The 21,678-nt window shown below is 72.6% G+C and carries 17 protein-coding genes and 1 pseudogene; 12 read left to right on the forward strand and 6 right to left on the reverse strand.

The window, feature by feature from the left end; translation table 11 throughout:
* Positions 1-7 precede the first annotated feature (7 nt).
* The 8 genes from H343_RS28280 (at position 8) to H343_RS0101690 (ending at position 9,365) form a co-directional block, all read left to right on the forward strand.
* A complete protein-coding gene (locus H343_RS28280) occupies positions 8-1,639 on the forward strand; it encodes an ATP-binding protein (protein WP_078504913.1) in 1,632 nt (543 codons plus the stop codon).
* A complete protein-coding gene (locus H343_RS0101655) occupies positions 1,636-2,061 on the forward strand; it encodes a roadblock/LC7 domain-containing protein (RefSeq protein WP_028429720.1) in 426 nt (141 codons plus the stop codon). Before H343_RS28280 ends, H343_RS0101655 begins: the two co-directional genes overlap by 4 nt.
* The gene (locus tag H343_RS0101660; RefSeq protein WP_028429721.1) at positions 2,058-2,426 is read left to right on the forward strand and encodes a DUF742 domain-containing protein; all 369 of its coding nucleotides are present in this window, start codon (positions 2,058-2,060) and stop codon (positions 2,424-2,426) included. Before H343_RS0101655 ends, H343_RS0101660 begins: the two co-directional genes overlap by 4 nt.
* Entirely contained in the window at positions 2,395-3,099 is a 705-nt protein-coding gene (locus H343_RS0101665; protein ID WP_199778846.1) for an ATP/GTP-binding protein, read from the forward strand. Before H343_RS0101660 ends, H343_RS0101665 begins: the two co-directional genes overlap by 32 nt.
* A 173-nt stretch (positions 3,100-3,272) precedes the next feature.
* Positions 3,273-4,652, forward strand: coding sequence for a cytochrome P450 family protein (locus H343_RS35735; protein ID WP_486586744.1), 1,380 nt, complete (start codon positions 3,273-3,275; stop codon positions 4,650-4,652).
* On the forward strand, positions 4,649-5,752 hold the full coding sequence (locus H343_RS0101680; protein WP_486586745.1) for a cytochrome P450 family protein: 1,104 nt from the start codon (positions 4,649-4,651) through the stop codon (positions 5,750-5,752). Before H343_RS35735 ends, H343_RS0101680 begins: the two co-directional genes overlap by 4 nt.
* Before the next feature lie 227 nt (positions 5,753-5,979).
* On the forward strand, positions 5,980-8,940 hold the full coding sequence (gene afsR, locus H343_RS0101685; RefSeq protein WP_028429724.1) for an SARP-family global regulator AfsR: 2,961 nt from the start codon (positions 5,980-5,982) through the stop codon (positions 8,938-8,940).
* Positions 8,941-9,158: 218 nt separating this feature from the next.
* Positions 9,159-9,365, forward strand: coding sequence for a hypothetical protein (locus H343_RS0101690; protein ID WP_028429725.1), 207 nt, complete (start codon positions 9,159-9,161; stop codon positions 9,363-9,365).
* Positions 9,366-9,835: 470 nt separating this feature from the next.
* On the opposite strand, the gene H343_RS0101695 is transcribed toward H343_RS0101690, so the two are convergent.
* Positions 9,836-10,405, reverse strand: coding sequence for a hypothetical protein (locus H343_RS0101695; RefSeq protein WP_028429726.1), 570 nt, complete (start codon positions 10,403-10,405; stop codon positions 9,836-9,838).
* A gap of 242 nt (positions 10,406-10,647) precedes the next feature.
* On the opposite strand from H343_RS0101695, the gene H343_RS35435 reads away from it, so the two are divergent.
* Positions 10,648-11,448, forward strand: a complete 801-nt coding sequence (locus H343_RS35435) for a 6TM ABC transporter family protein (protein ID WP_199778862.1) — start codon at positions 10,648-10,650, stop codon at positions 11,446-11,448.
* Positions 11,449-11,598: 150 nt separating this feature from the next.
* Here H343_RS35435 and H343_RS33770 read toward each other — a convergent pair.
* From H343_RS33770 to H343_RS28295, 3 genes and pseudogenes are all read right to left on the reverse strand, one after another.
* Positions 11,599-11,955: pseudogene (locus H343_RS33770) on the reverse strand (VOC family protein); the annotation flags it as partial.
* Between the two features lie 123 nt (positions 11,956-12,078).
* Positions 12,079-14,715 carry a protein serine/threonine kinase AfsK gene (afsK, locus tag H343_RS0101705; protein ID WP_028429727.1) on the reverse strand — a complete coding sequence of 879 codons (2,637 nt, stop codon included), beginning with the start codon at positions 14,713-14,715 and terminating at the stop codon, positions 12,079-12,081.
* 235 nt (positions 14,716-14,950) lie between these two features.
* The gene (locus H343_RS28295; protein WP_078504915.1) at positions 14,951-15,925 is read right to left on the reverse strand and encodes a VOC family protein; all 975 of its coding nucleotides are present in this window, start codon (positions 15,923-15,925) and stop codon (positions 14,951-14,953) included.
* Between the two features lie 213 nt (positions 15,926-16,138).
* Between H343_RS28295 and H343_RS0101715 the strand changes: the two genes are divergently transcribed.
* Both H343_RS0101715 and H343_RS0101720 read left to right on the forward strand, forming a co-directional pair.
* Complete coding sequence (locus H343_RS0101715; protein ID WP_028429728.1) at positions 16,139-16,786, forward strand: TetR/AcrR family transcriptional regulator; 648 nt, start codon at positions 16,139-16,141, stop codon at positions 16,784-16,786.
* A gap of 193 nt (positions 16,787-16,979) precedes the next feature.
* Positions 16,980-18,122: a flavin-containing monooxygenase gene (locus tag H343_RS0101720; protein ID WP_028429729.1), complete on the forward strand. Its 1,143-nt coding sequence runs from the start codon at positions 16,980-16,982 to the stop codon at positions 18,120-18,122.
* 84 nt (positions 18,123-18,206) lie between these two features.
* Here the strand turns inward: H343_RS0101720 and H343_RS0101725 are convergent, their stop codons facing one another.
* Positions 18,207-19,082: an NAD(P)H-dependent oxidoreductase gene (locus H343_RS0101725; RefSeq protein ID WP_028429730.1), complete on the reverse strand. Its 876-nt coding sequence runs from the start codon at positions 19,080-19,082 to the stop codon at positions 18,207-18,209.
* Positions 19,083-19,154: 72 nt separating this feature from the next.
* On the opposite strand from H343_RS0101725, the gene H343_RS28300 reads away from it, so the two are divergent.
* Entirely contained in the window at positions 19,155-20,198 is a 1,044-nt protein-coding gene (locus H343_RS28300) for a helix-turn-helix domain-containing protein (RefSeq protein WP_051264447.1), read from the forward strand.
* Here H343_RS28300 and H343_RS28305 read toward each other — a convergent pair.
* Entirely contained in the window at positions 20,188-21,576 is a 1,389-nt protein-coding gene (locus H343_RS28305; RefSeq protein WP_051264506.1) for an MFS transporter, read from the reverse strand. The two genes, H343_RS28300 and H343_RS28305, sit on opposite strands and share 11 nt — an antisense overlap.
* Positions 21,577-21,678 lie beyond the last annotated feature (102 nt).

Raw genomic sequence — 21,678 nt, forward strand, 5'->3', positions numbered from 1 at the left:
GACACCGATGACAGACACACCGGTGGCGCTGATCATGTTCCTCGCCCTGGGTGCCGTCGCTCTCGTTCTGGCGCTGCTGCTCGTCCGCTCACAGCAGGAGCTGAGCCGTCTGCGGCTGCGCTCGGAGAGGACCGAGACGGAACTGGAGAGCGCCTCACGGCGGAGCGCCGATCTCGGGGCCAGGCTGCGTGCGGTCGAGTCCGAGCTCAAGCACCTCACGAACGCGCGGATACCGGACCTGGCGGCCTCACTGGGCCACTCGGGCGTCCCGGTCCGCGGTCCGCTCGGCTCCCCGGCGCTCACCCCGGAGCTGGAGCGGTCGATCGACGCCGTACTGGGTCAGGTCAAGGAGCAGGTCACCAAGGAGCGGCGCAGCGTCGACTTCGCGGCGCAGGCGGCGATGCGGGGCGCCACCACCACCATCCAGGCGCTGCTGTACCAGATGCAGAGCCTCCTGCAGCGTATGCAGGAGCAGTACGACGACCCGCTCGTCGCCGAGGACCTGCTCTCCGCCGACTTCCTCAACGAACGGGCGCTGCGCCGCATCCAGGCCACGGCCGTGGTGTGCGGGGCATGGCCCGGGCTGACCCGGGAGAACTCCCACCTCGCGGACGTCGTCGTCGGTGCCACCTCCCGGCTGGCCGGCTACGAACGCGTCCAGGTGACCAGCCAGCTGCGCGATCCGGTGGGCGTGGTCGCGCGGGCGGTCGAGCCCGTCGCCGTGGCCCTGACCGAGCTGATGGCCAACGCCCTGCACCACTCGCGTCCGGACCTGCCCGTCGTCGTCACTCTCCAGCAGGGCAACCGGGGCGTCTCGGTGATCGTCGACGACGCGGGCGTCGGCATGCATGCCGATGAGATGGCCCGCGCCAAGCGGCTGATGTCGGGCGAGGAGAGGCTGCTGCTCACAGAGCTCGGAGATCCTCCGCGCAACGGTTTCGCCGCCGTCGGCCGACTCGTGCGCCAGTACGGGTTCGGCACCCATGTGGAGACTTCTCCCTACGGCGGCGTGCGGGCGGTCGTGCACATTCCGGGCGAGCCGCTGCTCACCCTGCTCGACGAGGAGCAGCAGCCGATGTCCGCCATGGCGCCGACGCCGCCCGTGGCGATGGCCGCTCTTCCGGAGCGCGCGGGCGGCGGCTCCGGGCCGGTGACCCCGGCCGGGGTCACCGGCCCGGAGCCGGGACAGACCGAGGAACTGCCGCGCCGCCGCAGACGACGGCCCGTCAGCTCGACAACAGCGGCAGCGACAACGGAAGCGGCAACGGAAGCAGCGGCGCAGACCGTGGGCGGGGCCACGCGGAGGGGCGGCACCGGCTCGGCGGCGTCCGGCCCGGCGGCATCGCCCGGAGCGGGCTCGCCGTCCGCCGCCGTCCCGACCGCCGCCGCCCCGACCCCCGAGGAGAGCGCGCAGACGTGGTCGGCGCTCCAGCAGGGCACGGAATCCGGCCGTGCAGCTGCCCTGTCCGGGACGACACGCACCCGGGAACGGGCGGACGGCACCGCAGAGGCCGGTCCTCACGACGGCACCCCGCACGACAGCGCGTCCGGCGGTGAGGACCCGGGCACGTCCGGGGGCCGCGCCGACGGTGGCGACCTGACCGATCCCCCCGCTCCGGAAGGGAATCCGCCCTCATGACCACTTCCGCACGCCGGCCCGTTCAGGAGGACACCTCCTGGGTGCTCGCTCCGCTTCTGGAACTGCCGCATGTCGTCCATGCCGCCGTCATCTCCGGCGACGGCCTCATAGAGGGCCGCTCTCCCGAGCTCGGGCGGGACGCGGCGGAGGGTGTCGCCGCGATGCTGTCGGCCCTGCAGGGAGCCGCGCGTACCACCACGGCGGCCTTCGCCGGCGACTACGACGTGACACTGCGCCAGACCGTCGTCGAGTCCGACCGCGGCTGGGTCTTCGCGATACCCGCGGGCGAGAACACCTCTCTCGCGGTCTTCGCCGAACGCGAGGTCAACATGGGGGTCGTCACGCACCAGATGCAGGTGCAGGTGGCCACGCTCGGAGCCAAGGCCATGAGCAGTCCGCCACGGGACGACGGTTCCGTATGACGCCACCCCCGCGCGACCACAGGCGCCTCGTACCCGCGTATCTGGCCACCACCGGACGGGCCCGTCCCAGCCGCAACACACTGGACCGGCTCTCCGTGCTGCACTCTCCGGCCGAGCCGTCCACGAGCGGCCTGCGCCCGGAGCAGCGGAGGCTGTTGGAACTGCTGCAGCCGGGACCGCTCTCCCTCGCCGAGACGGCCGCGCACCTGCGGCTGCCGCTGAGCGTGGTGAGAGTCATGGTGGCGGATCTCGTCGACGCCGGCCTGCTGTCCGCCCGTGCCCCCGTACCCGACGCCGAACTGCCCGACCGGCAGATTCTGGAGAAGGTTCTCGATGGACTCCGCACTTTCAAGTCCTCCCGGTAGCGCGCCCGCCCGCGAGACCGGCCACGCTCAGGACGCCGGTCAGGACGCCGGTCAGGACGCCGGTGAGGGGGCCGCGCCCGGTCCCCTCCCGGACGCCGTGCCCCTCGACGGGGACAGGCCGCAGACGCTGGTGAAGCTGCTGGTCGCAGGCCCGTTCGGGGTGGGCAAGACCACGTTCATACGCTCGCTGTCGGAGACGGAGCCGCTGCACACCGAGGAGATCATGACGCACGGCAGTACGGCCGTCGACGATCTCACCGGCGTCCGGGAGAAGACCGCGACGACCGTGGCGATCGATTTCGGACGCCTGACGCTGCCCGGGGATCTGGTCCTCTACATGTTCGGCACCCCCGGTCAGCAGCGCTTCCGCCCGCTGTGGCAGGACATCGCCCGGGGAGCGCTCGGCGCGCTCGTCCTGACCGACACCCGCCGCCTGTCGGACTCCTTCGAGGTGATGGACATGATCGAGGAGGCCGGTCTGCGCTACGCGGTGGCGGTCAACACCTTCCCCGATTCGCCCTCCCACTGCCCCTCCACGCTCCGCGACCACCTCGACCTGCTCCCCGACACCCCGCTCGTGCTGTGCGACGCACGCGACCGCGACCAGGCCGCCGACGCGCTGATCGCCCTGGTGGGCCACGTACTCACTCTCACGCCGCAGGAGACCGTGTGACTCCTCCCAGCCCGCCGCCCGCCGGCCCGCCGCCCACGGCCGGAACACCGGACCCGGGCCCCGCCCGCTCCCACGCCTCCGGCGGCAGCGGCGGTGGTGATGGCGGCGGTGGCGGTGGTGATGGCGGCGGTGGCGGCGGTCGTGTTGACAGCGGCGAGAGCGATGAGCGCGGCGTGACGAAGCTGTACGGCCCGGAGTTCGCCGCCGACCCCTACGCCGTCTACGACCGGCTGCGCCGGTACGGCGCGCTCGCCCCCGTGGAGATCGCACCGGACGTCGGAGCCATGCTCGTCACCGACTACCGCGCGGCGCTGGATCTGCTGCACGACTCCGACACGTGGTCCAAGGACTCCCGCGCCTGGCAGCGGGGCGTTCCCGAGGACTCCCCGGTTCTGCCGATGATCGGCTGGCGCCCCAACGTCATCTTCAGCGACGGCGCGGAACACGAGCGCTACCGCGGGGTCATCACGGACGGCTTCGCCCGCATACCCCCGCACGAGTTGCGGGCGAGCGTCGTGGCGACGGCCGACTCGCTCATCGCGCGCTTCGGGAGGGACGGCGAGGCGGACCTGATGGGCCGGTACGCCCGTCTGCTGCCCCTGATGCTCTTCAACCGGCTGTTCGGACTGCCCGACGCCTACGGCGACCGGCTCATAGCGGCGCTCGCGGGAATGCTGGAGGGGAACACCCCCGAGGAGGCGTCCGCGGCGAACGCTGCCTTCACGGGCTACATCGGCGAGCTGATCGCGGCGAAGAAGCGTGCGCGCGGCCAGGACCTCACGTCGTGGTTCATGGACCATCCAGCGCGTCTGAGCGAGGAGGAGGTCACCCATCAGATCGTGCTCACGATGGGCGCCGGCCACGAGCCCACGGCCAATCTGATCGGCAACGCCCTGGCGCGGATGCTGACCGACGACCGCTACTACAGCACGCTCTCCAGCGGCGCCCTGACCCCGCAGGACGCCATCCACGACGTCCTGCGCAACGAGCCGCCGATGGCCAACTACTCGGCGCACTTCCCCAAGCGCGAGGTCTACTTCCACGGCAACCGGATACGCCCCGGCCAGCTCGTCCTCGTCTCCTACGCGGCTGCCAACACCCAGCAGGGCAGGACCGAGGCCGGTGCGGACGGCGGCACGGACGGCTCCGGCGGCGGCTCCCACCTTGCGTGGGCGGCGGGCCCGCACTCCTGCCCCGTGCACCGCTCCGCCCTGCTCATCGCGACGACCGCGATCGAGCGTCTGACGGCCTGGCTCTCCGACCTCGAACTGACCGTCCGGCACGACGAACTCGTCCACCGGCACGGCCCGTTCCACCGCGCCCTCGCGCAACTACCCGCCCGATTCACTCCGATCAGCCCCGACCAGGCAGGAGCCACCCCATGGGAGAACAGGCAGAGCACGGACAGCGGCGGCAGCAGCAGAGCAGCTTACGGCGGCCCGTCCCCGTCGACCCCGCCGGAAGAGACATCCACGGCGAGGCGGACCGCCTCCGCGAACACGGCCCGGCCGCCCTCGTCGAGCTGCCCGCGGGAATCCACGCCTGGTCCGTGAGCAGCCTCGACCTGCTCAAGCAGCTCCTGACCGACCCCAGGGTCTCCAAGGACCCGCGCCGCCACTGGCCCGCCTGGCAGCGCGGCGAGTTCCACGACACGTGGATACGGTCGTGGGTCGGCGTCACCAACATGTTCACCTCCTACGGAGCCGACCACCGCCGTCTGCGCAAGCTCGTCGCCCCCGCCTTCACCGGCCGGCGCACCGAGGAGATGCGTCCCGGCGTCGAGCGGATCACCCGGCAGCTTCTCGACGCGATGGCACTTGCGCCGCGGGACGAGCCGGTGGATCTGCGCAGTGCCTACGCGCATCCGCTCCCGATGGGCGTGATCTGCGAACTGTTCGGCATTCCCGAGGAGCAGCGCGGCGAGATGGCCCGGCTCGTCGAGCGGATCATGGACACCTCCGTCTCCGCCGAGGAGGCGGCGCGCACGGCACAGGACGTGCAGAGCGCCTTCGGCGCTCTCGTGGCCCGCAAGCGTGAGCAGCCCGGTGAGGATCTGACGAGTGTGCTCGTCTCCGCCCGCGACGAAGACGGTTCGAAGCTGTCCGAGCCCGAACTCCTCGACACCCTGCTGCTGGTCGTCGGCGCCGGACACGAGACGACGGTGAACCTGATCGGCAACGCGGTGCACGCCCTGCTCACCCACCCCGGACAGCTGCGGCTGGTGCTGGAGAAGGAGGTCTCCTGGGACGACGTCATCGAGGAGACGCTGCGCTGGGCCCCCAGCATCGCCAGCCTGCCGCTGCGCTACGCGGTCGAGGACATCGGCCTGCCGGACGGAGCGACTATCCGCGAGGGCGAGGCGATCCTCGCCACCTACGCCGCGGCCGGCCGCGATCCCGGCCGGCACGGCCCCACCGCGGGGCAGTTCGATGTGCGGCGTGGAGATACGGAGCACCTCTCCTTCGGGCACGGTGTGCACTTCTGCCTGGGCGCACCGCTGGCCCGCATGGAGGCGCGTACGGCGCTCCCCGCCCTCTTCGAACGTTTTCCCGCACTCCGTCTGGCGTCTCCCGCCGGGGAGCTGGAACAGGTCGAGTCCTTCATCGCGCACGGCTGGCGGACGCTGCCCGTGCTCCTGAACGGCGAGAACTGAGACCCGTCCGCACGGCGGAAGGCGGGCCGGATTCCCGCCAGGTGGTGGGGGACGCAAAGGGCTTCCCCCACCACCGTGATGCACACCGCCCGTACCACACCAAGTGCACCGGTTCAGCACGAAGTTCGAAGGTGTCGTAGAGGACTTGGTGCCGTGCTGACGCAGAGCTGGCGGCAAGGCAGACTGATCCCTGCGGGGAGTGGAGTGCGCAAAATCAGGGGGCGACCATGGGCGCCGAGGCAGATGTCGGCCGCGAGAGAGAACAGCAGATTCACCTGCTGCGCTTCGCGGTGCTCGGACCCGTCCGTGCCTGGCGCAGCGACGAGGAGATCCCGATGGGATCACCGCAGCAGCGCGCCCTTCTCGCCGCACTTCTGCTGCGTTCCGGCCACACCGCGACGGCCGAGGAGCTGATCGACGCCCTGTGGGGCGAGGAGTCCCCGGACCGGGCGAAGGCGGCGCTGCGCACGTACGCCTCACGTATCCGCAAGGCGCTCGGCTCCGAGGCGGAGCTGCTGGTGAGCGAGTCGGGCGGATACGCGGTCCGTCCGGACCGCGTCCATCCCGATGTCACCGTCGACCTCGAAACCGCCACGGCGTATGTGGCCGAGGCGGAGAAGTCGCTGGCGAGCGGCGACCGTTCCCGCGCCCGCGAGCAGTACATCTCCGCGCTGGAGCAGTGGAGCGGCGAGCCGCTGGCGCACGTACCGGGCCCTTTCGCGGAGCGGCAGCGTGACCGTCTCACGGAGTGGCAGCTCTCCATCCTGGAGCACCGCCTCGACCTGGACCTCCAAGTGGGCTGCCACGCCGAGGCCGTCACCGAACTCACCGCTCTGACCGCCGCACACCCGCTGCGCGAGAGCCTGCGTGAACTGCTGATGCTCGCCCTGTACCGCAGCGGCCGGCAGGCAGAGGCTCTGGCCGTCTACGCCGACACACGGCGCCTGCTCGACGACGAGCTGGGCGTCGATCCGCGTCCTGAGCTGGCGGACCTCCATCAGCGCATCCTGCAGGCCGACGAGGGCCTGGCGCTGACCGCCGAGGAGGAGGAACCCGCCGAGGCGGGCACGTCCAGACCCGCGCAGCCCGCGCAACTCCCGGCCACCGTCTCCGACTTCACGGGACGCGCCGCGTTCGTCGCGGAACTGCGGGACCAGCTCGCGCAGGCCGAGGGCACCGTGATGGCGGTCTCGGCGGTGGCGGGCATCGGCGGCGTCGGCAAGACGACGCTGGCCGTGCACGTCGCGCACGCCGCGGCCGAGCAGTTCCCGGACGGACAGCTCTACGTCGACCTGCAGGGCGCCGGCACCTCGCCGAGCGAACCGGAGGCCGTACTGGGCGCGTTCCTGCGTTCGCTGGGCGTGGAGGACTCCCGTGTCCCGGAGGGTGTGCAGGAGCGGTCGGCGCTGTTCCGGTCGCTGCTCTCCGGCCGCCGCGTGCTGACGCTGCTGGACAACGCGCGTGACGCGGCGCAGGTCCGTCCGCTCCTCGCGGGGGCGGCGGGGTGCGCGGCGCTGGTCACCAGCAGGGCACGCATGGTGGATCTGGCCGGTGCGCACCTCGTGGACCTCGATGTGATGAGTCCCGAGGAGGCGATGACGCTCTTCACCCGCGTCGTCGGCGAGGAGCGAGTGGCCGCCGAACGCAAGGCGGCCATGGACGTCGTCGGCGCCTGCGGTTTCCTTCCGCTGGCCATCCGTATCGCGGCGGCACGGCTGGCGGCGCGCCGTACCTGGACGGTCGCCACACTCGCCACCAAGCTCGGCGACGAGTGCAGGCGTCTGGACGAGCTCCAGGTGGGCGACCAGGCCGTCAAGGCCACCTTCGAACTCGGCTACGGACAGCTCGACGCCGAACAGGCCCGCGGGTTCCGCCTGCTGGGCCTCGCCGACGGCGCCGACATCTCCGTGCACGGCGCGGCGGCCCTGCTCGGCCGTCCCGCGGAGGACGCGGAGACCCTGCTGGAGTCCCTCGTCGACGCGTCCCTGCTGGAGTCCGCGGCGCCGGGTCGCTACCGCTTCCACGATCTGGTACGTCTCTTCGCCCGCGCCTGCGCCGAACGTGACGAACAGCCGCCGTCCGCAAGGGAGGAGGCGCTGAACCGGCTCCTGGACTTCTACCTCGCGACGGCCACCACGGTCTTCACCCTGGAGAAGCCGGGTGAACGCGGCGCCGACCACCTCATCCAGCCGTCCGCGGGCGGGATGCTCTTCGCCGACCGGAACGCCGCGCTGGAGTGGCTGTTCTCGGAGGCCGACTGTGTCCTGGCCTGCGTGGAGCAGTCGGCGGCACGCGGCATGCTGCGGCACGCCGCCGACCTGCTCATCGCGATCAAGGACTGTGCCGACTCCGGTGTGCACTCCCTGCGTTACGAGCGGGCCGCGACGACCGTACGGGATGCCGCACGGGACGCGGAGGACGCGCTGGCGGAGGCGCGTACCCAGACGATGCTCACGCATGTCCACATCGTGGCTGGACGCTTCGACCAGGCCGACCAGGAGGCGGAGCGCGCCCAGCTGCTCGCCGAGGGGGCGGGCGACGCGCTGGCGGGCTGCTGGGCCCTCAACGACCGCGGCATCATCGCCAATTGCCAGAACCGTTTCACCGACGGGGAGTCCTTCCTGCTGCGGGCGATCGAGGCCTGCCGCGAGGACGGGAACCGGCCGAGCGAGGCGAGCGCCCTCTCCAACCTCTCGCACATCAACCTCGCTCTGGGCCGGACGGACAACGCGATCCGGCTGGCGCGGCAGGGACTTGAGATCTACGAGAGCCTCAACCACAGAATGCGCGTGGCCAACGGCAGGTACGCGCTGGGGCGGGCCCTGGCACTGGGCGGACGCATCCAGGAGAGCCTCGATCAGCTCAACCGCGCCGCGGAGCTCTTCCGGGAGACCCGGCAGCCGCTGTGGGAGGGGGTCTCGCACTTCCGCATGGCCGAGGCCCACCTGGCGGCCCGGTCCCCCGCGAAGGCCGCCGGTCACGCCGAACAGGCCCTGGCGCTGCGCGGTATCGGCGGCGAGTGGATGCGGGGCAGGATGCTCACCGTGCTGGGCCGGGCGCTGGTCGCGCTGGGGCAGCGCGACCGCGCCCGCGTGTGCTGGAAGGACGCGCTGGCCATCTTCGACGACATGGGCGCCTCGGACGCGGAAGAGGTCCGCGCGTTGCTGACCCCCGCCCCGGCTGCCTGAACGCCGCCTGGGCGGCGCGCTTATCGGGCGTTCATCGATCGTTTATCGCGTCCCGCCATTCTTCTCATGTCGATCCGCTGCGTCGGGGGGCTGGCGGATCACGGGGGAGGCCGCTGTCCGGCTATGGTGAGCGGCCCTCACGCCCGTCCGGCGGCTTTCGGGGGAGTCGCTGGACGGGCCTGTCAGAAGAATCGGCCACCTAGCCAGGAGAGTTCGGCATGAGCGAGACGACACAGTCCACGGTCCAGGACCTCGACGAGTCCACGGTCGAGGACTTCGAGGACGAGATGCGTACGGCCGGCACCGAGGAGAACCACACTCCCATCCTTCCCGAGAAGGACGGGACGGAAGCGGGCGGCGACGAGGGCGTCACCACGATGGAGAACCACACCCCCATCGCCCCGGCCAGGGGCGAGGGCAACTAGACCCCTCCTCGGGGGAAAGGCGGGCTTGGTGTCAGCGGCGCGGAGGGGGCGCCGCTGACGCCAAGTCCCGCTGCTTGAGCGGCTGTTCAGGGGGAACCCTGATGGGTGCGCGCGGTGCGCGCCCCTGGGCGGGCCCCGGCTCGACCGGCCGGCTCCAGGGCCGCGCGCCCCGCATTTCGATGTCAGGTGCAGTACAGGACTTCCGGAGGACCGAGAATGCCCAGAGTGCTGAAGACGCTTCTCATTTGCTCGTTACTGATAGCTGGAGCGGTGTCTCCGGCGGTTGCCGCCGGATCGCACGGCCCGGACGCCGCCGCGACCGCGCACGGCACCCACTTCACGGGCCCCCCGGACGGGCACACGCCCTGAACCGGAACTGACACCGCAGCAGAGGGGGCGGGCCGCACCGGCCCGCCCCCTCCTCTGCGTTCTCGCGCGCTCCTTGCCGGCGTCGGCCCGCCGGCACGGCCTCAACTGACGGAGGAGACCTCGCACTCGGCGACGTCGCGGAGCCGTTCCGGGTGCTCCATCCGTACGTCCACGGTGCCGCTCCCGTTGGCGCTGACCGTCACTCGGGCCGACCCGGTGTCGACAAGAGTGTCGGCCGTGTCACGGAAGTCGACCCTGACCCGGTAGGTCTTGCGCTCACCGTTGGGGTTGCGGACCCGCACCACGGCCTTCGCCTCGGTCCCCTCCTCCGCCGCGCACCGGTCGACGGTCCCGGTCGGCGAGCTGCTGCTGGAGCTGTGGCTCGAACCGGACTTCCCCGTGCTGTTGTTGTAGCGCGAGCCACGCCGGTAGCCGCCGTCGGAGCCCGTCTTGTAGCCGCTGTCGTCGTCGTAGCTGCCGCTGCTGTTGTTGTGGCTGCTGGAGCTGGAAGAACTGCAGCCGCCGCCGCTCTTGCCGCTGCTACTGCCGCCGCTGCTGCTGCCCTTGCCGCTGCTACTGCCGCCGCGCCCGCCGCTCTTGGCGGGGCTGAAGCCGCTGAGAGCCACGAGCACCACTGCAACCGTGGCGATGAGCTTGAGATGACGCGACATGTATGAGAACCCCCGATGGTTGTCATGGCCGTTGAGGCGGGCGGGCCTCCTTGCCGGCCCTCGCACGGGCCTTCGTGTCCAGCCCCTCGCGTGCCCCTCCCGGGGACGCGGCCGAGTGGCCGAAGGGTTCCGTCAGGCGTACGGTTTTTTTCAAGGACCGACTCACGACGCACCCTGCGGTGCCCGCCGGGCTCCCCGCCACGCCGGGGGCCGCCCGGGTGCCGGGAAGCGAGGCGAAGCCGATGGTCCGGAACCTGCTCGGCGTCCTGCTCGCACTCGTCGGAGCCGCGGTGGCAGCCTGGAGCCCCTTCCGCGTGTGGTACGGGGGCCGCCTCGGCCGCTACTTCAGCGTCCAGGACCTCTTCACGGGCAGCGGAGTCACCGACGCCCGTGCCGGCCTGTGGACCGGTCTCTTCCTGCCGATGGTCGTGGCGGGGGCCGTGGCGCTGTTCGCGGTGCTGCTGCGCTCGCGCTTCTTCACGGCGCTCGCCGGCCTGATCGTGCTCGGCTTCACCGTGCTGTGGATGGTCCGCCAGGGGCAGGAGGCGGGAAGCCTCACCGCCGGCGGGGACGGACTGGGTTCAGGAGCCGGTCTCGCGGCAGGCGGAGGGGTGCTGCTCCTCCTCGGGGCACTCGTGATGCGCGGCCGCCACGTGGCGCCCCGGCGCCGGGGCGCACACGCACGCGTGGACGGACGGGAGCGCCACAGTCCCGTCGACGACGGCCACGAACCCTCGGAGTCGCCCCAGCCGTACGGGCCGTTCGGAGGCACCACGCACGGACCGCACGGCGCTTACCAGGCCGATGAGGGGTACGGGCCCCCGCCCGGCGGCTACTACGAGGACGACGCCACTCCCGCCGAGGAATGGGACCCCTGGGAGGCCGGACGCCCGCAGCAGGGTCAGCAGGATCAGCAGGGACCGCAGCCTCCGCAGGGACCGCAGCAGCAGCCCTACGGGCCGCAGCAGGGGCCGCAGCAAGGGCCGCAGGACAGCCAGCGCATCCCGCGCCGTCCCGACCACCGCCGGGGCGGGCCGCAGTAGCACCCGCGTGCCGGCCGGTTCGCCCGCCCGCCCGGTGCGTGCCCGGTCGCGGCAGGTCGATGCGCCCCGCCAGTGCCCCGTCAGTGCCCGGCCAGTGCCCGTCAGTGCCCGGCCAGTGCCCGGCCAGTGCCCGGCCAGGAACAGGCAGAACGGATGTCCGGCCGGGTCGAGATGGACGCGTACGCCCTCCTGCGGCTGGTGCTCCGCGACGACCGCACCGGCGGCCACCGCGTGCGCCCCCGCCTCGTCGAGATCGTCGACCTCGATGTCCAGGTGGACCATCATCTGCTGGTCCCCGGGACGGGCCGGCCACACGGGCCTGACGTGGTCCGGTTCCGTCTGGAACGACAGCCCCGCCCCGCCGTCCGGGGATTCGAGCATGACCCAGTCCGGCTCGTCCCACTTCACCCGCCAGCCCAGCAGCTTCCGGTAGAAACCGGCCAGGGCCCTCGGGTCGGGGGCGCCCAGCACGACTCCGGAGAGTCTCGTCCTCGGCCGGCTGGTCATGTGCGCCTCCTCGCTCGGACCTCGTCCGCCCGCCCGCCGCACCGCGGCGACGCCCACCACATCAGCGACGGACACCGGACAGCGGACACCGGCCGGACACCGCCTGGGAGGCGGAGCCGATGCTCAGCCCTGCCTGGCCTGCCCCGTCCCCTTGGCGGCGTCCAGTGCGTAGACGCAGCGGTCCTTGCTGCACGCGTAGACCACTCCGCGCTCGGCCACCGGCGACCCCGTGATCTCCCCGCCGGTCGCCAGCTTCCAGCGGAGCTGTCCGCCCACGGCGTCCAGCGTGTAGAGGCAGTGGTCGGCCGACCCGAAGTGCACCCGCCCCTGCGCGACGACCGGCGCGCCCACGACGTCGCCGCCCGCCGCGAACCGCCACCGCGGCGTACCGCTGACCGCGTCGAGGGTGTAGAGCGCGCCGCCGCTGCCCAGGTGCACCAGCCCGTCGGCGACGACGACGGGCTCCGGCGAGTGCCGGGCCTCCGTCGCGATACGCCACCTGTCGGTACCGGTGAGCGAGTCCAGGGCGTAGACGGTGCCCAGGTAGTCGGCGAGGTACACGCCGCCGCCCGCGACCGCCGGGCCGTGGGCGAGGGCCGGAGGACTCAGGAAGGCGGCCGGGGCGTCGAAACGCCACCGCTCCGCCCCCGTGGCGCCGTCGAGCGCGTAGACACGTGAACCGGCGCAGACGTAGACCGTGCCGTCCTCCGCGGGCGTCAGCCGCAGTGCGACGCCGCCGGTGACTCCGGCGTCCCCGACCGGGTACGACCAGCGCTCGGCGCCCGAACGCGCCTCCAGGGCGTACAGACGGCCGTCGCCCCAGGTGTAGACCGTCCCGCCGTGTATCGCGGGGCCGCCCTCGGGAGTCTCGAAGTCGGCCTGGGCACCGCTGAGTTCCCACAGTTTCTCGCCGCTGGCGGCCTCCCACGCCTGTACGCCGCCGCCACGGGTGCCGGTGACGATGGTGCCGCGGTCGACCTGGAGCGAATACACCCAGCCGTCCGTGGCGACGCGCCAGGCCTCCACGCCCTCGCGGGCGTCGAGGGCGTACAGGCTGGGCCCGTCGGAGGCGTGCACGCGGCCGCCCGAGACGGCCATCGACCAGGCCACCTCACGGGTCTTGAACTGCCTTCGCCCGCTGGCGACGTCGAGCGCGTGCACCTCGAAGGAGGTGACATAGAGGAGATCGTCGGCGACGACCGGAGTGCCCCAGACGTCGTTGGACATCCGGAACCGCCACGGGCGCCAGCGCTGCGGCTCCGGCTGGCCCGTGCCGGGCGCGGGCCCCGGTGCCGGGACGGCCCCGCCGTGCGGTGCGGCGGCAGGAGGCGGCGGTGCGGCGGCGGCACCGGGACCGGCGCCGGGACCGCTCGGCGGCCGGACCCAGCCGGTAGCGGGTCCGGCGTCCGCGTCCGGCCGCGCGTCCTCGGCGCGGCGCGGGCCCGGCCCGATGGGGACCTGCGACCCGGGCAGCCGTACGGGTGCGCCGTCCGCCCCCGCTTCCGGCGGGGGCCCGGGCTGGGGCGGAGGAGCTGCCGGTGGTGTGACGGGCGCCGGGGCGGGCGGTGCGACGGACGGTGAGGACGACGCCACCGCACCGACGGCCGAAGGTCCGCCCGGACCGGCCGGAATGGCGTGCCGGGGGCCGTCGCCGCGCTGCGGTGCGTGCCGTGGCCCGGAGCCGCCCGCGGCGTGCGCGGGTGCGGCCTCGGGGGTCTGCGGCGGGGCGGAGGAGGCGGGGGCGGAGGCGTGGGCCGGGGCGTGCGCCGGGGGGCGCGCTTCCGGTACTCCGGGAGCGGGGGCGGGGGCGTCCGGGCCGCGCGGCGGGCTGTCCTGCCGGTGTGCCGGACGTCTGGGGGTGGGCCGCGCACCGCGCTTCCGCTCGATCAGGGCCACGGCCCCCGCGGGCAGCCACGCGGAGGCCGTGCCGCTGTCGTCGCCGCCCGCGGCGAAGAGATGCGGGGCAAGCTGCGTCTGCAGGTCGGCGGGGCTCGGGCGCTCCTCCGCGGCCATGCGCATACAGGACTCGATGAGCGGCCGCAGCTCCTCGTTCATCCCCTCCAGGTCCGGGCCCTCACGCAGCAGCATGAAGACCGTCTCGACCGGGTTGGCGCCGTGGAAGGGCGCATGCCCGGTGGCGGCGAAGACGAGGGTGGAGGCGAGGGAGAAGATGTCGCTGGCACCGGTGACGCTGCGCGAGTCCCGCGCCTGTTCGGGGGACATGTACGCGGGCGTGCCGACGGCCACGTTCGTCATCGTCAGACGGGTGTTGGAGACACCGGAGGCGATACCGAAGTCGATGACGCGGGGCCCGTCCTCGACCACGAGGACGTTGGAGGGCTTCAGGTCGCGGTGGACGAGGCCGGCACCGTGGATGGACTGCAGCGCCTCGGCGACACCCGCGGCCAGCCAGCGCACGGCCTGCACCGGCAGAGGCCCGCACTCATTGACTATTTCCTCCAGCGAGGGAGCGGGCACGAAGGCGGTCGCCAGCCAGGGCACGGCGGCCCTCGGGTCGGCGTCCACCACGGCCGCGGTGTAGAAGCCGCTGACCGCCCGCGCGGCCTCGACCTCACGGGTGAACCGCACCCGGAACAGCTGATCCTCGGCCAGCTCGGTCCGCACGGTCTTGATCGCCACTCGCCGTCCTGACGCCGAGCGCGCGAGATAGACCAGTCCCATGCCGCCGGCACCGAGTCGGCCGAGCACCTCGAACGGGCCGATCCGCCGCGGATCGTGCTGCGTCAGCTGCTCCACCACTTGCCTGCCACCTCCCCGTAGGGGCTCATCGAAATCCGCCCCGTGCAGCTTCTCACTGCCGTACCGGACACATGGTCCACTGGCCGATTCTTCCTGCTGAAGCCGACGGTTGCGAACCCGGGGGCCGGTCGGAGGGGTCTTACCAGGCCACAGGCCGCCGAGAAGTGTCCTGATTCGATCGCTGAGGGCGCCGAGCGGGGACGAGTCCGGCACCGGCGCGCCGGGTACCTCCGTCTCACGCGGTACCCGCACCCGTCCCGGCTGCCGTACCCGTCTCCGCCGCCGGCGGCGGCAGCGGAGGGGGAGGCTGCAGCACGGCGAAACTCGCGCCCTGGTCGTCGGCGAGCACGGCGTACGTGCCGAACGGCGTCTCCTCCGGTTCGCGCAGCACCCGTCCGCTCAGCCGTACGGCTGTGCGCGCGGCGGCGTCGCAGTCGTCCACCGCGAAGTAGGTCAGGAAGTGGGCGGGCATCCGCGCGGGCCAGGTCTCCCCCATGACGCTGCGCCCGCCGATCGCGTGCTCCTCGTCGACCGGGTCCCCTGCCGCGGCCCACACCATGAAGTCCTCCTCCTCGCTCTCCCGCACGTCCGTCCGCTGCTCCGCGCTCTCCGCGCTCTCCGCGCTCTCCGCGCTCTCCGGGCTCTCCGGGCTCTCCTCCCCGGCTGCCCCGCCGTCCGGCTGCTCAGTGCCGGATCCGGCCAGTTCCCGCAGATCGCGCATGCCGAAGCCGAAGACCCGGGCGTAGAAGGTGTCCACGGCCGCCGTGTCGCGCACGTGGACCTCGGACCAGACATAGGCGCCGTGCTCGCCCCGGACCCCGAATCCGGTGAACTCGCCGGCCTGCAGCAGCGCGAAGACCGCGCCCGAGGGGTCGGCCGCCTCGGCCGTGATTGTGCCGCCTCCGGCGTGGACGGGCTCCGTCAGTACGCTGCCGCCCGCCTCGCGGACCCTGGCGACGGCGGCGACGGCGTCCCCGGTGGCGAGGTGGAGGTTCCACACGGTGGGCATCCGCCCGTCGGGCTTCGCGTAGAGACCCGCTGCGGGTCTGCCGTCCAGGTACGCCGTGCTGCCCTCGCGCTCCAGGAGGCTTCCGCCGAACGTCCAGCCGAAGAGCTCGCCGTAGAAGCGCCTGCCTGCCGCGACGTCGGAGAGCATCGCGTCGGTCCAGCAGGGGACACCCTCGGCGGACGGCTGTGCCTGTACGGCCATGACGGTGCCTCCCGTACCTTCCGCGCCCCGTGCCCGAGGGCGTGCGTTCGTAACGGCACGCTAGCCCCGTCGGCGGGCCTTCGCAGTTCAATGATCCGAGCGAACGGGCAATTGCGGGTGCCCGGGGACGTACCGGTCCCCGCGGCGGGCCCGGCGGACCCCATTTGCATGCGGCCGAATCGCGCTGTCGTTCGCCGTCGATAAGCTGACGGCATGACAGGACAAGTACGAACCGTCGACGGGCGAGTAGCAGGGCGCCGCGGGCAGGCGACGCGGCAGAAGCTGCTCGACTGCCTCGGCGAGATGCTCAGTTCGTCGCCGTATCGCGATGTCAAGGTCATCGATGTCGCCCGCCGGGCGGGCACGTCCCCGGCGACCTTCTACCAGTACTTCCCGGACGTCGAGGGCGCGGTGCTGGAGCTGGCCGAGTCCATGGCGAAGGAGGGCGCCGCGCTCAGCGGGCTGGTGGCCGAGCGCTCGTGGGCGGGCAAGTCCGGCTGGCGGACCGCCGAGGAACTCGTGGACGGCTTCCTCTCCTTCTGGCGCAAGAACGACGCCATCCTGCGCGTGGTCGACCTGGGCGCGGCGGAGGGCGACAAGCGCTTCTACAAGATCCGGATGAAGATCCTCAACGCCGTCAACGGCCCGCTCACCGACTCCATCAAGGAGCTGCAGGCCAAGGGCAGGGTCGACAAGGACGTCAACCCCGCTGCCACGGCGGGCGCCCTGGTCATGATGCTCGCCTCGGTGGCGAGCCATCAGAAGGGCTTCCAGACCTGGGGCGTGAAGCAGGCGGAGCTGAAGCCGAATCTGGCGCTGCTGGTCCATCTGGGCGTCACGGGCAGGAAGCCCACCAGATGAGGCGCCACCCGCACTCACCCGAAGAAACGTATCTCCACAACACGTGACGCTTCCTCACCGCGCCGCACACCCCTCACGACCGCACCACCGTCCCGCACCTTCTTCGGGGAACCTCCGCCGGCGTCCGCAAGGTGCTCTTCCCGTGATGCATCCGTGACGGGAACACCACGCCACCAGCACTAAACTCTCCGTCATGCCCATGACCGACGACGGAGTCCCCGTTCACATCATCGGCGCCGGTCCGGGCGGGCTGGCGACCGCCGCCGCACTGCACGAACGGGGCATCAGCACCGTCGTACTGGAGAAGTCCCCCTCCGTCGCGGCCTCCTGGCGCGCCCACTACGACCGGCTGCGGCTGCACACCACACGCCGCTGGTCCGCGCTCCCCGGTATGCCGATCCCGCGCTCGTACGGACGCTGGGTCGCCCGCGACGACTTCGTGCGCTACCTGGAGAGCTACGCCGAGCACCACGGCATCGAAGTGGCCACGGGCGTCGAGGTCGACAGCATCGAGAGCAGCAAGGGCGAGTGGGTGCTGCACGCCAACGGCGGACGCCGGCTGACGAGCCCGGTCACCGTCGTCGCCACCGGCCACAACCACACCGCGCACCTCCCCTCCTGGCCCGGCCGGGAGAGCTTCGAGGGCGAGTTGCTGCACGCGTCCCGCTACCGCGGCGCCCAGCCGTACGCGGACAAGGACGTGCTCGTCGTAGGCACCGGCAACACGGGCGCGGAGATCGCCGCGGACCTGGCGGAGGGCGGGGCCGCCCGCGTCCGGCTGGCAGTGCGCACCCCTCCGCACATCGTCCGCAGGTCCACGCTGGGCTGGCCCGCGCAGGCCAACGGCATCCTGTGCCGCCGCCTGCCCACACGGCTGGTGGACCGGCTCGCCGCGCGCATGGCGAAGATCGCGGTACCGGACCTGTCCGGGTACGGGCTCCCCCGGCCGGAGACCGGTCTCTACACGCGGGCCAGGCAGGGCGCGATACCCGTCCAGGACGTAGGGCTGATCAAGGCCGTGCGCGGGCGGAGGGTCGAGCCCGTCGCAGCCGTCGAGGCCTTCGACGGCGCGAAGATCCAGCTCGCCGACGGCTCCACCGCGAGCCCCGACACCGTGATCGCGGCGACCGGCTACCGGCCCGGGCTGGAGGACATGGTCGGCGGCCTGGGCGTGCTCGACGCCGAGGGACGCCCCCTGGCGCACGGCGGCCGTACGCACCCGGAGGCGCCCGGGCTCTACTTCCTCGGATACACCAACCCGCTCAGCGGGATGCTGCGCGAGCTGTCGCTCGACGCGCGCCGGATCGCGCGGGCGGTCGCCCGCACGACCTCGTGACCGCGCGACCTCGTGACCGCACGACCTCGTGACCGCACAGCCCCTCCCGCGGACCGGGCCGCGAGGGCGCACGCGAGGCCCACGTCAGCGGGCGACGTGTGAGCGCTCGGGGGCGGCTGCGGCCGACGGCGCAGTGGTACGGCACGCCTCGTGGATGCCCGGGCCCGAGCCGTCCGGCGCGATCCACGGCCGGAGCCTGAGTTCGTCGTCGTAGTCGCCGCCGCTCTCGCGGCGGTAGTCGATCGGCGCGGAGCCGGGCAGGGCGCGGAGCCGTTCACGCAGTGCGCGCGCGTATCCGTCGTAGGCGTCCGGGGTCAGACGGTCCGCGCCGTAGATCACGAAGGGCTCGTGCGCGCTCATGCCCGTGTACCAGAAGGTGCCGTGCAGCAGGGGCCAGAGGACGTCCTTGATGTGCCCGTGAATGCCGCGCGGTCCGAAGCTGCTCTCCCTGGCGCCGGCGGAGGTGACGACCAGAGCGCGCCTGCCCGCCAGGCCGCCCTCGCCGTAGCGGAGCGTACGTCCGTCCGCGTCGCGCACGCCGAAGGCGAAACCCTGGACGAGCACACGGTCGAGCCAGCCCTTGAGCACGGCGGGCGGCCCGAACCACCAGAGGGGGAACTGGAGGACGAGGGTGTCGGCCCAGGCGATCTTCTGCTGCTCGGCGCGGACGTCCTCGCTCTGCGTACCGCCGAGGTAGGCGCGTTCCTGCTCCGCGCCGACGGTGAAGCGGCGGGCGCCCCGGTCCGCTGCCGGCTCGTGTGCGCCGGCTCCGGGGTCTCCGGGGTCTCCGGCGCCTCCGCCGTCGCCGTCCGCGTCGAGCACAGCCCTCCAGCCCATCGCGTACAGGTCGCTGACCCGGGTGTCGTGGCCGTGTGCCGCCAGTTCGTCCAGGCCCTCGCGCATGAGGGAGGCGTTCAGGGAGCGCTGTTCGGGGTGGGCGAGTATCCATAGAACCTTCATGGCTCCGATGGTGCGAGGTTCTCTCCCCCCGCAGGCAGTGGCCAGATGGCCATGCTGTGAAAGAATCCGGCCATGCCACTTCCACCGTCCGCCGTCGCGTTCCGCGAGGAGAGCCGTCACCGGGTGGCGGTCCTGGTGCGGCCCGGTGTGATGCCGCTGGAACTCGGTCTGGTGCACCAGCTGTTCGGCACAGCGAAGAGCGCGAAGGACGGCAACGGGCTGTACGAGGTCGTCACGTGCGCCCTCACAGCGGGCCCCGTCAGGACGAACGCCGACTTCCCCGTCCACGTCGCGCACGGTCCGCACACCCTGGCCGAGGCGGACACCGTGATCGTCCCGGCCACGCACGAGGAGGACGAGCCCGGCAGCACGGGCCGGCTCGGTGACGCGCTCGCCGGCGCGCTGGCCCTGATACGGCCGGGAACCCGCGTCGCCTCGGTCTGCACCGGGGCGTTCGTGCTGGCCGCGGCGGGCTGGCTGAACGGCAGACGGGCCACGACCCACTGGAAGTCGGCCGGCCGCTTCCGCCGGCTCTTCCCCGCCGTCGACCTCGACCCGGACGTCCTCTACACGGACGAGGGCGACGTGCTCACCTCGGCGGGAGAGGCCGCCGGCATCGACCTGTGCCTGCACATGATCCGCCGCGACCACGGCGCCGCCGTCGCCAACGACGTCGCGCGCTCCACCGTCGTACCGCCGCACCGCGAAGGCGGCCAGGCCCAGTTCATTCCCCGGCCCGTCGCGGGCGGCGCGGGGCGCTCGTCCACGGGCGCCGCCCGAGCCTGGGCGCTGCGCCATCTGGACCGTCCGCTGTCGCTGCGCGAGCTCGCGGAGCGGGAGTCGATGAGCGTACGGACGTTCACGCGGCGCTTCCGCGAGGAGTCCGGCCAGACGCCCGTGCAGTGGCTGACACAGCAACGCATCGAACGGGCACGGCAGTTGCTGGAGGAGACGGACCTGCCGGTCGACCGCGTCGCCGCGGCGGCGGGCTTCGGCACGGGCGCCTCGCTGCGGCAGCACCTGCACACCGCCCTCGGGGTCTCACCCAGCGCGTACCGTGCCACGTTCCGCGGCCCCAGCGGCCCCAGCGGCCCCAGCGGCACGGTCAGGGCTTGAGGGCGGCTCCGTCCGCGGCAGTGCCGCCGCCCGCCTCCGGGAGCTCCGGCCGCTTGCGTATGACGAGGGCCATCAGCGCGGCCGTCGCGCACAGCGCTCCCGAGGCGACCCAGGCGACGTCATAGCTGCCGAAGGTGTCCCGCACGAGGCCGGTGAGGAAGGCGACGACCGCCGCGCCGAGCTGGTGCGAGGCGAGGACCCAGCCGAAGACGATCGCACCGCTCTCACCGAAGTGGCTGCGGCACAGGGCGATGGTGGGCGGAACGGTCGCGACCCAGTCGAGCCCGTAGAAGACGATGAAGAACAGCATCGGCGGCTGCACCGTCTCGGCGAAGAGCAACGGCAGGAAGAGCAGCGAGACCCCGCGCAGCGCGTAGTAGACCGCCAGCAGGCGCCGAGGGTCGAAGCGGTCGGTGAACCAGCCGGACGCGACCGTCCCCACCAGGTCGAAGACACCGATGACGGCGAGCAGGGACGCGGCCGCCGGGACGGGCATCCCGTGGTCGTGCGCCGCGGGCACGAAGTGGGTGCCGACCAGCCCGTTCGTCGAGGCCCCGCACACCGCGAAGGTGCCGGCCAGCAGCCAGAAGACCCTGCTGCGGGAGGCGTCGCGGAGGGCGCGCAGCGCCTGCTTCGCCGCGCCGGGCGGAGCGGGAGGCGGCGGAGTGTGGCCGGGGCCCGCTCCGTACGGGCGCAGCCCGATGTCCTCCGGACGGTCACGGAGCACGAACAGCACCAGGGGCACCACGGCCAGCGCGGCGAGAGCGACGGTCAGCGAGGCCGCACGCCATCCCGGACCCTCCACCAGCAGCGCCACGAGCGGCAGGAACACCAGCTGCCCGGCCGCGGAGCCGGCCGTGAGGATGCCGCTGACGAGCCCCCGGCGCCGGACGAACCAGCGGTTGGTGACGGTCGCGGCGAAGGCGAGCGCCATCGATCCGGAGCCGAGACCGACCAGGAATCCCCAGCACAGGACGAGCTGCCAGGTGGCGTCCATGAAGACGGTCAGACCGCTGCCCGTGGCGATCAGCAGCAGCGCGCCGGAGACGACGCGCCGGATGCCGTACCGCTCCATCAGCGCGGCGGCGAAGGGTGAAGTGAGCCCGTAGAGCAGCACGTTCACGGACACGGCCGCCGAGATGGTGCTGTGCGACCAGCCGAACTCCTCGTGCAGCGGGTCGATGAACACGCCCGGTGTCGCACGGAAGGCGGCGGCGCCGACGAGAGCGACGAAGGAGACCGCGGCCACCCACCAGGCGTGGTGGACGCGCGGGAGGCGGAGTGCGCGCCGCGCCGATCGGGGTGCGGAGTCAGGAGGCGCGGACTCAGGAGGCGCGGAGTCAGGAGGCGCGGAGTCAGGAGGCGCGGAGTCAGGCAGGGAGCCAGGAGGCGGGGAGAGGGCCTCTGCGGGCTCCTCGGGGACGGGGCGCGGGGCGCGGCGTGGAGCGGGTCTTCCGGGTGCAGGTGTCACATGCGCAAG

The sequence above is a fragment of the Streptomyces sp. TAA204 genome, from assembly GCF_000424965.1.